Annotated in this window: 14 protein-coding genes; 9 read left to right on the plus strand and 5 right to left on the minus strand. The window is 41.3% G+C overall.

The features are described from left to right. Positions 1-102: 102 nt before the first annotated feature. The 4 genes from ACOSV2_RS01465 to ACOSV2_RS01480 form a co-directional block, all read right to left on the minus strand. Positions 103-969 carry a ClpXP adapter SpxH family protein gene (locus ACOSV2_RS01465; protein ID WP_428973668.1) on the minus strand — a complete coding sequence of 289 codons (867 nt, stop codon included), beginning with the start codon at positions 967-969 and terminating at the stop codon, positions 103-105. Beyond that, positions 962-1363, minus strand: a complete 402-nt coding sequence (locus ACOSV2_RS01470; protein ID WP_428973669.1) for a globin domain-containing protein — start codon at positions 1361-1363, stop codon at positions 962-964. Before ACOSV2_RS01470 ends, ACOSV2_RS01465 begins: the two co-directional genes overlap by 8 nt. Before the next feature lie 269 nt (positions 1364-1632). Continuing rightward, entirely contained in the window at positions 1633-2271 is a 639-nt protein-coding gene (locus ACOSV2_RS01475; RefSeq protein ID WP_428973670.1) for a lytic transglycosylase domain-containing protein, read from the minus strand. 53 nt (positions 2272-2324) lie between these two features. Beyond that, the gene (locus ACOSV2_RS01480) at positions 2325-2906 is read right to left on the minus strand and encodes a CYTH domain-containing protein (RefSeq protein WP_428973671.1); all 582 of its coding nucleotides are present in this window, start codon (positions 2904-2906) and stop codon (positions 2325-2327) included. A 128-nt stretch (positions 2907-3034) separates the two neighbouring features. On the opposite strand from ACOSV2_RS01480, the gene ACOSV2_RS01485 reads away from it, so the two are divergent. Genes ACOSV2_RS01485 through ACOSV2_RS01500 form a run of 4 tightly spaced genes read left to right on the plus strand, consistent with a single transcriptional unit; the run spans position 3035 to position 5816 of the window. Further along, positions 3035-3409, plus strand: a complete 375-nt coding sequence (locus ACOSV2_RS01485; protein ID WP_428973672.1) for a UPF0738 family protein — start codon at positions 3035-3037, stop codon at positions 3407-3409. 19 nt (positions 3410-3428) lie between these two features. After that, positions 3429-4070: a GTP pyrophosphokinase gene (locus ACOSV2_RS01490; protein ID WP_148993405.1), complete on the plus strand. Its 642-nt coding sequence runs from the start codon at positions 3429-3431 to the stop codon at positions 4068-4070. 33 nt (positions 4071-4103) lie between these two features. Beyond that, on the plus strand, positions 4104-4901 hold the full coding sequence (locus ACOSV2_RS01495) for an NAD kinase (protein WP_034763479.1): 798 nt from the start codon (positions 4104-4106) through the stop codon (positions 4899-4901). A 21-nt stretch (positions 4902-4922) separates the two neighbouring features. Continuing rightward, the gene (locus ACOSV2_RS01500) at positions 4923-5816 is read left to right on the plus strand and encodes an RluA family pseudouridine synthase (protein WP_428973673.1); all 894 of its coding nucleotides are present in this window, start codon (positions 4923-4925) and stop codon (positions 5814-5816) included. A gap of 75 nt (positions 5817-5891) precedes the next feature. On the opposite strand, the gene prpE is transcribed toward ACOSV2_RS01500, so the two are convergent. Then, complete coding sequence (gene prpE / locus ACOSV2_RS01505; protein ID WP_428973674.1) at positions 5892-6629, minus strand: bis(5'-nucleosyl)-tetraphosphatase PrpE; 738 nt, start codon at positions 6627-6629, stop codon at positions 5892-5894. A gap of 285 nt (positions 6630-6914) precedes the next feature. On the opposite strand from prpE, the gene mgtE reads away from it, so the two are divergent. The 5 genes from mgtE to ACOSV2_RS01530 all read left to right on the plus strand — a co-directional run bounded on the left by mgtE (position 6915) and on the right by ACOSV2_RS01530 (position 12302). Further along, complete coding sequence (gene mgtE / locus ACOSV2_RS01510) at positions 6915-8258, plus strand: magnesium transporter (protein ID WP_113970021.1); 1344 nt, start codon at positions 6915-6917, stop codon at positions 8256-8258. A gap of 25 nt (positions 8259-8283) precedes the next feature. Next, positions 8284-10146 carry a monovalent cation:proton antiporter family protein gene (locus ACOSV2_RS01515; RefSeq protein ID WP_397553772.1) on the plus strand — a complete coding sequence of 621 codons (1863 nt, stop codon included), beginning with the start codon at positions 8284-8286 and terminating at the stop codon, positions 10144-10146. 111 nt (positions 10147-10257) lie between these two features. Further along, entirely contained in the window at positions 10258-10746 is a 489-nt protein-coding gene (locus ACOSV2_RS01520) for a DinB family protein (RefSeq protein ID WP_428973675.1), read from the plus strand. 80 nt (positions 10747-10826) lie between these two features. After that, positions 10827-11603 (plus strand): enoyl-ACP reductase FabI, encoded by a 777-nt coding sequence (fabI, locus tag ACOSV2_RS01525; RefSeq protein WP_113969974.1) that lies wholly within the window; start codon positions 10827-10829, stop codon positions 11601-11603. A 141-nt stretch (positions 11604-11744) separates the two neighbouring features. After that, positions 11745-12302, plus strand: coding sequence for a CotO family spore coat protein (locus ACOSV2_RS01530; RefSeq protein ID WP_428973676.1), 558 nt, complete (start codon positions 11745-11747; stop codon positions 12300-12302). Positions 12303-12340 lie beyond the last annotated feature (38 nt).

Consider the following 12340-nt stretch of genomic DNA (forward strand, 5'->3'; position numbering starts at 1 on the left):
GTGAAAAATTTCTCCCATCCCCTTTGTTCGTATTGAAAAACCGATGTTGGAAACAACATCGGCTTTTCTTGTTTATAGGCTTGTTTTAATATATTGAAATAATTAATCGCTTATATATTTCCAGAAAGTTCCGTGCTTTGCAGGGAGCCTCTTTACTTTTTGCTGAAGTGTCCATTTCTTCATTTGCTTTTCTACCTCTTCAACGGATAAATCATAGACAACGGCTATTTCCTTCGATGCCACTACACGATAATATTTCATAAATACATCCAGTGGAGGCAATGGTTGCTTATCAGGCTTCTCTCCAAGCATTTCTTCAATAATATGAACGTATACCTCGTAGGAATACAATCCTGTAATCTTTAAGCCTTCATCTTCAATATTTTCATTAAAGAAAACCAATGTAGGGATTTCTTCTACTTCCATCTCAGATGTGATCTTTACATCACACTGAAAGGCTTTGGACGCAGATGATGAATTGATATCATTCATGAATTCACTCAAATCAAGCTTGGCGGCTTGAGCACACTCCTTGAGTACCTCGATATTGGAAATGTCCTGTTTCTGTAAGAATAACCTTTCCTGTAAAAATCTTAGAAACCGGATACCCGAATGCTTTCCTTGAAGCTCGGCAGCTTTAATGGCGAATGAAGCAAGATAGGGCGAATCAATTGGATTATCTATCCATAAGCTTCCGTCGCATGACATCCCCGAACGGCTGGCTGTTTTATCCCATTGCTGGGCTAAATCTTCCTGCTTACGTTTGGTGGCTATGTTTAAAGAGGCAAGCTGGCCGCTCAAAATGTAACGAATACGAAAGTATTGTCCGTATTCAATGTGCAATTTCTTTAAGATTGGTTCAAGAGCCCAACATTCCGGGCAAAGAGGGTCAACAAACATATATATTTCCAGTGGTTTCTTATCATGTCCACACCCTTTAAGGTGATGCCAGCTATTTGTTCTAGTCAATGCTATTACCCTTTGGTGTTTCTGAATTCACCATATGATGGGCGGTTAATACGAGTCTGTGAAAAAAGTCATCTCTTACTGGACCCTCTAGATTGACTTCATCCATTGCCTCATGCATACAGCTTAACCAAGCCTTCGCCCGTTCCTCCGTGATAGGAAATGGGAGATGCCTTGCGCGCAGCATGGGGTGACCATGCTCCTCTGTGTAAAGCGCAGGACCACCTAAATATTGAGTTAGAAATTGTTTTTGTTTGCGAGCTGTCTCGGTTAAATCATCAGGGAATATTGGTGCTAACTCGGGATGATTCGCTACTTTATTATAAAAAGCTTCAACGAGCATGGAGAGTTTCTTTTCGCCGATAAGATTATAAGGCATTTGTGGTTTCTCGACCATAAGAATGACTCCTTTTTACTTAGATTGTATGTTTATTCTAGCAAGCATTTATTTATATCTCAAACAAATAGCCTTACATCAACTTATTATTCAAAATTAGTGTAGCCTTTTTTGTGATGTCTATCCCGATTCCGGGAACTTTGTGGGGGTGGTGCGGGTGGATTTAAGAGGAGGCAGGACTATCAGACTGTAGTTTTTGTCTTAAGTCTCAATAGGGAAATATATTAGAAAAGGCTGACCTGGAAGTAGAGGTCAGCCTGCTTGAGGGGTCATGTGAAATAGCGATCGGTCACTTTTTTTACATAAGCAGTGGTTTCTTTAAACGGTGGGATGCCGTTGTATTTATCAACATTTCCGGGACCTGCGTTATAGGCTGCCAGAGCCAGTTTAACGTCCCCATTGTACTTATCGAGCATCTGCTTTAAATATTTCGTTCCGGCGAATACGTTTTCTTCCGGGTCAAAGATGTTGTTTACGCCAAGCCCCCTTGCTGTACTGGGCATGAGCTGCATTAACCCGGTCGCACCTGCATGACTGACTGCATTAGGGTTGAAGTTGGACTCCTGTTTAATAACAGCTTGAATCAGTTTTAGGGGGACACCATAGTGACCGGCCGCTCGGGAGATGATTTCATCAATCTCCTGTGGAGCATTCCGGTTCGGTTCGCTCAAAGCGGAAAGTCCAGGAGGAGGTGAAACAGGGAAAGCTGTTTTGGTTTCCAGTGCTTCTTTAACGGCCCCTAATGTCTGGTTCATATTTAAATGGTTCTGGTTAGTGTGAAGTGCCTGATTTAATAGTTGTTGAAATAGATCACTGGACCCGCCAGTGTTTTGCTGAACAGAAGATACTGAACCCAAGCTGTTTAAAGCTTGTAACTCCATCATCGTTCTCAACTGCTGAACATTCATGAGTATAACTCCTCTTCTGGAAGACTTTTATTCATATACTATATCGGTAATCGTCAATCCTTTTTTAATTTTTCCAGGTAAAAACGTTTGATTTTGTTATCCGTCTCCCGAAGTGGAATGTTTAGTTCCCCCAGTAAGTTCAGGAAAATAGCTTCACCTGATGTACGCTCTTTCACTTCATATTCCAGCTCATAGTCTTCCTTTTGTAAATATGAACTCTTATCGAAGACCAGTAGCCCGTCTTTATAGTCGAATTCCGCCCGGCTGGTCGTCAGCGTTCCGAAATAATGAAGGGACCCAGTGGGGATTTGAAGGGAAATCAGAACATCTTTCACTTCTCCCTCAGGAAATGCCCCTTCATGTAAAAGAGATTCAGACTCTTCCTTTGTTAACCTTTGATTCGTTTCTAGTAGATCCTCTTCTAAAGGGGTTTTTAAGGTCAGCGTGTAAGTCCCGTTCTTCTCCCGTATTCTTAAGGCAGATTGTTTACCCTTTAATTGATAGTCCGGCGTATCAAAATAGTGATTGTCTTGAGATGAGAAATCCTCATCTTTTATATGAAAGTGTGAAATTAATCTCATAAATTCATCTTGTGTCACCAAATTCTTGAATTCTATTTCAATTTCCTGTGCCATAACAAGCATCCTCTCCTTGCATCCTTTTTCTATTATCTCTTTAATAAAAGAGAACTTCAATGTTTAGATGAAATGGTTGTCTTATGTTAAAATGATACTGATTGTTTAATGGAAGGATGAAGAAAAGCATGAGGAAAATTGTTCAATTTAAACACACAACATATGAAAACGGTACATTATACTTACATACCGACCAAGCAGAACTCCTGCAAGGGACAACGGCAGCTGGTCAAATTATTGCAGACTCCGATCGCTATGCTTTTGTATACTTAGCAGAAAATGAAGAGGAATATGTATACTTATACCTTGAAGAGTCGATCTGGGATGAATTGAAAAAAGCACTTCTAAATAAGAGTGCAGTCATTGCAAAGAGTGATGATTATTCTTTGGAGTTGGATCAATTCACTGAAGAGCTCGACTATCTTGTGACCAATATAGAAGGAAATGGGAACTACGGTGACGAAATGGTTAAAAAGGTAGAGAACATATTTCTTGATAAGTAGTCACGTAGAGGTGAGGAGAATGAATCACTGGGAACAATTTTTAGCTCCCTACAAGCAAGCGGTTGACGAATTGAAGATTAAGCTTAAAGGGATGAGGGGAGAATATGAACTTCATAACACACATTCTCCTATTGAATTCGTGACTGGAAGAGTAAAGCCAATCGCGAGTATTCTTGATAAAGCCAATCAAAAAGGGATCAAGCTATCGAATATTGAAACAGAAATGCAAGATATCGCCGGACTGAGGATGATGTGCCAATTCGTGGAGGATATTCATGTGGTAGTGGAAAAGCTTCGTGGACGGAATGACTTTACTATTATAGAAGAAAGAGATTACGTGACCCATAAGAAACAAAGCGGGTACCGTTCCTATCATATTGTCATTGACTATCCGGTACAAACGATTTACGGAGAAAAAAACATTCTGGTAGAAATTCAAATCCGGACACTTTCGATGAATTTTTGGGCTACGATAGAGCATTCTTTGAATTATAAGTACAGTGGACAGATTCCCGAGCAAGTACGTCTTCGCATTCAAAGCGCTGCTGAAGCAGCATTCAGACTGGATGAAGAAATGAGCTTGATTCGTGAAGAAATTCAGGAAGCCCAAGTCATATTTACAAACAAAAAGGAAAAGGATCAACGGGGGAAAAGCTCTTAACCAAATCAGCAGTGACTTGAAGGGGGTACACGAATGAAGTTCGCGATTACATCAAAAGGTGATTCGAAGTCCAATACATTAATGCACAAAATGAGGACCTATCTCCAAGATTTTAATTTAACTTATGATGATGATCAACCGGATATCGTCATATCGGTTGGAGGAGATGGGACGCTACTTTATGCTTTTCATCGCTACAGATCCCGGTTAGATAAGACAGCATTTGTAGGTGTTCATACAGGACATCTCGGCTTTTATGCCGATTGGGTGCCGGAAGAGATCGAGAAGCTCGTGATCGCCATAGCGAAGACACCTTATCAAATTATTGAATACCCATTATTAGAAACGATCATCCGCTATCAGCATGGAGGGAAAGAAACCCGTTACTTGGCGTTAAACGAATCGACGGTCAAAAGCGTCGAAGGAACCCTGGTCATGGACGTGGAAATCAGGGGCCAGCATTTTGAACGATTTAGAGGAGATGGACTCTGTTTATCGACTCCATCAGGTAGTACGGCTTACAATAAAGCGCTTGGCGGGGCAATCATTCACCCGTCTCTTCCAGCTATTCAGTTTGCGGAGATGGCTTCCATCAATAATCGTGTATTTCGTACCATCGGATCACCTTTGATTTTACCTGCACATCATACATGCATGCTAAAGCCTGTGAATGGACCGGATTTTCTGGTCACCATCGACCATCTATCCCTTCTTCATAAAGATGTGAAGAGCATTCAATATCGTGTCGCTGATGAGAAAATCCGTTTTGCCCGCTTCCGTCCGTTTCCGTTCTGGAAGAGGGTGCATGATTCCTTTGTGGCGGATGAATGACTTAAGTCTAGGAAGTGTACGATGAAATTATATACATTGAAATGGATTATCCCTTTTTCCTATGACGGGAAACTGATGAGAGAGTTTCTAATCGATCAGCAGATCTCAAAGCGGACACTGACTGCTGTGAAGTTTGATGGAGGGACTATAACGGTTAATGGAAACGAAGAAAATGTCCGATATCACCTTACAGAAGGAGATATTCTTGAGATGAGGTTCCCTGAAGAAAAAGGGAGTGAGTCGTTAGTTGCTGAAGAGATTCCAATGTCCATCATATATGAGGATGGGGATGTTCTCGTAGTGGATAAGCAATGGGGGATGAAAACCATTCCGACTAAGAATGAGCCGACAGGAAGTCTCGCCAATGCCATAGCCGGTTATTATGAGAGGGTAGGTATGGGTTCAACGGTTCATATCGTTACCCGATTAGATAAGGATACATCGGGGCTTGTTCTAATAGCCAAACACCGCCACGTTCATCATTTATTCAGCCTTCAGCAGAAGGGGCGGGAAATTAAGAGAACGTATGAAGCATTTGCAGAAGGTGGGTTGGACCCGGACATTGGTACGATCGAAGAGCCTATCGGCCGGAAAGCGGATAGTATCATTGAAAGAGAAGTGCGGCAGGATGGCCGGTATGCACTGACACACTATAGAGTGAAAAAGCAATTCCAGGATTTCGCTCATATTGAATTGAGATTGGAAACAGGGAGAACCCACCAAATCAGGGTTCACATGTCATTTATCGGCCACCCACTTGCAGGAGATGATTTGTATGGAGGCAGTGTGGCGTTGATAGGAAGGCAGGCACTTCATTGTAAGAATCTGTCTTTTTTTCATCCTGTTAAAAAAGAATGGGTGCACTTGGAGGCTGTGATACCTCGGGATATGCGGATTTTACTTGAAAGACAATGAAAAAAAGAGATTCTTTTCGGTTGAACTGAAAAGAATCTCTTTTTTGTTTGGAGGGGGAACCAGCACTACTACACATCAATCAAACTCCCGAAACTTATCCTCTACAAAGGGCATGCTCGACTCCACACTCACCACTTCGATCTCAGGGTATCTTAAAGCAGTCAGCTTCCCGCCAAACACAGCTCCTGTATCAATATTGCAAGTCTTATTAACGATTCGGGCCTCTTTTACCGGGGTGTGGCCATAAATGATCCAAGCGTCACCCTTATAATCCGAAGCCCAATCTTTTCTGACCGGCGTACCGTCTTCATTCTTCTCACCTGTGATGTCACCGTACAGAACAAATGTTTTCACCCGATTGCTCTGCTTTCCAATCAGTTCTTCTTTTATACCGGCATGGGCAATGATCAGCTTTCCGTCATCCAACACGTGATATAAAGGGGACTGTTCATACAAGGTGAGAAACATATCCCGGTAACGGTCTCTTTTAATCCGGGGAAGGGCACTCAGTTCCGCCACGGTCGTTTCAAGCCCGTGCAGGATTTTCACATTATTCCCAAGAAAGTAGCGATAGAGTTTATTACAATGGTTTCCAGGGACATAGTAAAGAGATCCCTTTTCAAACAGTTGAAAGACCGTTGTAATGGTCTGAAGCGAGTGGTGACCACGGTCAGTTAAATCCCCTACAAAGCCGAGCAGCCTTCCATGTGGATGAACGGGGAGGCCGGATGTCCAATCGTACCCTAACTTTTGTGTTAATTCTTTGAACTCATTGTAACAGCCATGAATGTCTCCGATTATATCTATTTTCATAGGATACCTACTTTCCTGTGGCATTTTTCTTTTCTTTTCGCTTATTTTATGCCATATTAATGATTCAGTCTTTCATATCGAAGGGATGTTTATTCATATTTTAATACACCTTCCTTACATAACCCAAACCATATTAAAGATGGTTATCATTTCATAAGAGACATTCGTCTTTAGATTTGCTAGTATTATTACGACTATATACAATTCAAGATAAGAAGGAGGGTGTATATGATGTCTGAAGTTACCCAGGATCAAGCAAAAGAAAGAGATAAACAAGAAAAAGAAATGTATGATGAAGACCTTCTCATTAGAGCCCTTCAAGAAGAAGATCTGGATTTATTCCGCTCAGAATTCGTCCATTTACACTCTTATGACCAAGCAAAGTTTTTTTCAAAAATAGATGAAGCCCTGCGAAGCCGCCTGTATCATTATCTGTCTCCGGAAGAGATGGCGGAGCTTTTTGAAAGTCTGGATATAGATGAAGAGGATTATCAGGATATATTGGCGGAGATGAATCCTACATACGCCGCTGAAATGCTATCGAATATGTATGCCGATGACGCGGTGGATGTCTTAAATGAGCTGGATAAGGACCAGGTAGTTAGTTATTTAACGATCATGGATGATGAATCAGCTAAAGAAATTAAAGAGTTACTTCATTATGAAGAGTATACAGCCGGTAGTATCATGACTACTGAGTTTGTCGCCATATCAAAGAATCAGACCGTCCGATCTGCCATGTATATATTAAAAAATGAAGCCCCTAATGCTGAAACGATTTACTACATTTATGTAGTGGATGATGATAAAAAGCTAGTCGGGGTTATCTCCCTAAGGGATCTCATCATCAGCCATGATGATGTGATGATAGGCGAAATCATGAGTGATCGTGTCATGGCTGTAGGCGTCAGTGAAGATCAGGAGGCAGTCGCGAGACAAATGAAAGATTATGACTTCCTTGCTTTGCCTGTTGTTGATTTCCAGTATCACTTATTGGGGATCATTACCGTAGATGACATTATGGACGTTATGGAAGAAGAAGCATCGGATGACTATTCAAAGTTAGCTGGTATCGCCGATTTGGATTCCATCGACCGAAGTCCATTTAATGCTGCCAAGAAGCGTCTTCCATGGCTGATTGCATTACTTTTTCTAGGAATGTTCACCGCAAGCCTAATCGGGAGGTTTGAAGCCACGTTAGATAAAGTAGCGATTCTTGCAGTGTTTATACCCTTGATCGCCGGAATGGCAGGTAATACGGGAACTCAGGCCCTTGCTGTTGCTGTTAGAGGGATTGCGACCGGTGACCTGGAAAAGGAAAACAAAATGTCTCTTGTAATACGTGAAGCGGGAACCGGACTTATAACTGGTACTACATGCGGGGTAGTCGTCAGCATCGTGGTCTATGTATGGAAAGGCGAATTCTTCCTGGGGGTTCTCGTTGGGATCTCCGTGTTGGTCTCGTTATTTGTTGCAACGCTCGCTGGTACATTAGTACCGCTACTTATGCACAAACTAAAAGTGGATCCAGCTGTCGCTTCAGGTCCTTTTATTACGACGATAAATGATATTATCAGTATTTTAATTTATTTTGGTTTAGCGACATTGTTTATGAATTATTTAATATAGAGAGAAGAGAGAGGGGGAGGTATAGATGGAACAACATGCGTCAGTTACATCATTAGTTATTGTCATTCTTGTAGCTTTTTTAACTCCCATATTGCTGCATAAATTCAAACTCAATTTTATCCCTGTAGTCATCGCAGAAATCATTATGGGGTTAATAATAGGTAAGAGCGGATTTGACATCGTTCACCAGGACATGTGGTTGGAAACACTGTCTACACTTGGATTTATCTTCCTCATGTTCTTAAGTGGACTGGAAATTGATTTCACTGCTTTTTCAGGAGGTAAGAAGAAAAAAGAACGGTTACCGAATGGAAAGGAAGAACCGAACCGTCTTCAGGTAGCGACTATTATTTTCATCGGGATATTCTTTGTTTCACTTGGCCTGTCTTATCTGTTCGTCTTATTCGGGCTCATTGATAATGCATTCTTAATGACCCTTATCATCTCCACTATTTCACTTGGGGTTGTGGTTCCTACACTCAAGGAAGCACATATCATGAAAAGCGCTATCGGGCAAATCATTCTGCTTGTTGCGGTTATTGCAGACCTTGTGACGATGATTTTACTGGCCGTATTCGTGTCACTTTACGGTGAAGGTCATGGAAACATGTGGCTTCTCCTGATCCTGTTCGGTGTTGGGGTGCTCTTATATTTCCTGGCAAAGAGATTGAAGAACAATTCCTTCATCAAGAGCTTGTCGACAGGTACCGTTCAAATCGGCACACGAGCGGTCTTTACATTGATCATCCTCCTTGTGGCTGTGTCTGAAACCGTTGGGGCCGAAAACATTCTAGGTGCATTCCTTGCCGGTGTACTGGTATCATTATTGGCACCAAATCAGGAAATGGTTCATAAGCTTGATTCCTTTGGTTATGGATTCTTAATCCCGATCTTCTTCGTGATGGTAGGGGTTGAATTGGATCTTGGTTCACTGCTCAGTGATAAAAAGATGCTTCTGTTGATTCCATTACTTCTGCTTGCTTTCCTGGTTTCGAAAATCATCCCGGTTTACTTATTAAAGTATTGGTATGATACGAAAACAACGATTGCATCAGCATTTTTACTTACATCAACGTTATCACTTGTCATTGCAGCTGCGAAAATCGCTGAGAGAATGGAAATCATCACAGCGCAGATGAGTGGTACGCTCATATTAGTAGCCGTGATCACGTGTATCATCACGCCAATTTTCTTCAAAAAGCTCTTCCCGAGGGAAAGTGCAAAGGAGAAGAAGCTCAAGATTACATTCCTGGGAGCGAATCAACTTACGATGCCGGTTTCAAGGGAACTTCATTCCTCCCTTTATGAACCTGTCTTGTATCATACAAAACAAGATAAGTCTGATCGTAATATTGCTGATTCTTTGTTTACCATCAATGAAATTGATAATTACGAGTTAGATACGCTCGAAGAGAACAACATCTTTGATTCGGACATCATTGTGATCTCAACCGGTGATGAGGAAATCAATGCAACACTTGCCGTTACCGCTAAAGAATATGGTGTGAATCGTGTCATTGTAAGGGTAGAGAGTCCTGACTTACATGAGACACTCCGAGAACAGGACATTGAAGTATATTCTGTATTCCTGTCAACGAAAGCCTTACTGCGTGCACTCATTGAGTCACCATCTGTCATGAATATCCTTACGAACCAAGAGACATCGCTTTATGAGATTCGCATGCTGAACAGTCAATTTGAAGGTATGACCCTTCGGAAATTTCCGTTTACAGGAGATGTTATCTTTGTTCGGATCTTTAGAGGAAAAGATTCCATTGTTCCACACGGAGATACAGAACTCCACATGAACGACCGCTTGATCGTCACCGGTTCAAAAGAATATGTAGATGAACTAAAACGCGAGCTTGAATTCTGTGAGTATTGTTAAGAAGTAATCAAATCCCCAAGAAATTTTCTTGGGGATTTTTATTTTAGAAAGGAATTTACTCTCTTACCACTAATATCTAATAAGAGAGAGATACTAAAGGGGGGCATGAAAATGTGGGAAACAAAGGTAATGGAAATTAGAGATAAGGTGAAAGAAAGCTTCATGGATGTGCCTGTTGAGAAGCTGAATGAAAAGCCTTCGCCAGAGGAATGGAGCATAGCTCAAATTGTTCTCCACCTGGCTGGAGCTGAAAAGAGATTTTTAACACTGGCACTCGAGTCAGCAGCGGAGAATCAATCAGGAACATGTGAAAATAGAGCTGATTTATCCGTGTTTGATGATCCATCCAAGAAATTGAAGGCACCAATCGAACCAACTTCTGAGTTTCAAAAAAAGGAAGATTTAATTCTAGCCTTAGATGAATCCCGGTCATACACTTCACGCTTCCTGGAATTATACACACAAGAAGCTTTGAAAAATCGATCCATGAACCATCATCGATTTGGAGATATGCCCATTTGGCAAGTGTTAGAGCTTCTCGGGAAACATGAACAAAGGCATTTAGTTCAAATCGAAGAAGTTAAAAGGCGAATCCTGTAGGAATTCTTCTTTTCTTTTATGGTGTATTACTGTAGAATTAGTATCAGGTACTAATAACATGTATAAATAGGAGGATTACAATGACTCTTTCATTAAAAGGTAAAACATATGTCGTTATGGGAGTTGCGAATAAACGCAGTATAGCTTGGGGAATTGCCCGTTCCTTACATCAATCAGGTGCACGATTAATCTTTACATATGCAGGCGAGCGTTTTGAAAAAGGGGTTAGAGATCTTGCCGGGACTTTGGAAGGTGGAGAAGATTCATTAGTGCTGCCTTGTGATGTAACAAGTGATGAAGACATCGAAAAATGCTTTGCAACGATTAAGGAAGAAGTCGGAGTGATTCATGGACTTGCCCACTGTATCGCTTTTGCCAATAAAGAAGAGCTTGCTGGTGATTACATGAACACAACAAGAGACGGATTCCTTCTGGCTCACAATATCAGCTCATATTCCTTGACAGCAGTTGCTAAAGTAGCGAAGGATCTTATGACTGAAGGTGGAAGTATCGTTTCCATGACCTACCTTGGTGGTGAGAGAGTAATGCAAAACTACAACGTAATGGGTGTAGCAAAAGCATCTCTTGAAGCGAGTGTGAAATATCTTGCCAGCGATCTTGGAAAGCACGGCATTCGAGTGAACGCGATCTCTGCAGGACCGATCCGCACCTTGTCTGCTAAAGGTGTAGGTGACTTCAACAGCATACTGAAAGAAATCGAAGAGCGTGCTCCGCTCCGCCGCAATACAACACAAGAAGAAGTCGGTGATACGGCTGTTTTCCTTTTTAGTGATTATTCAAGAGGGATTACAGGTGAGAACCTGCATGTAGATTCCGGTTATCATGTATTAGGTTAAAATAGACACATACGCAACCCTGGCTGCATACTGCAGCCGGGGTTCTTTTGTTATGTAGAGATAGTATTTATCTATTGCTAATATGAAACTCATAGGCGGTTCCTGCATACATATAAATGTAGAATGTAAGGAGGGATAGGATTGAATAGACAGAAAAAGCCACTATTATATATACATCAACCCAGATTGAATGATGTGAAAAGCAGCATGCAGGAAGTCTATAGAGGTTCATCAAGTATTGTTCAACCCAAAAAAGAAGAAAGATACACTCAGCCAATCGAAATGAAACGGAAAAGCGCTGAGTTGATTGAAGCTGCTCCATTAGGGAGGTTAAAGCAGCCTGAGTATCATACGATTGTTAAAAGAGAAACTAAAGAAGCTCGGCCAATTATAAAAGAGACTTCTAATAGTGAAGAAGCAATTCAAGGTGCATCAGGGCCGGAACACTCATATGACAGTTACTTTAAACCACTTACTCCATTTAAAGACCTGGATCTGGATGGGAAAATTGAATATATGCAGCAGAGTATAATGGGGAGAGCCCCATTTCCATGTGCGTTTCAAACAGAAGAAGGGGTATATCGTGGTGTATTAACCAGTGCAGATGGCGCATCCATTGATATAAAAACGTTTCAAGGTGAAGAAATCACGTTAAAAAGAAATTCTATAAAGGCGATCAAAATTATTGGATTGAAATAAAAGAAGCCAGCCGGAAATTCCGACTGGCTTTTTATTCT

This window comes from Rossellomorea sp. DUT-2, assembly GCF_052665285.1.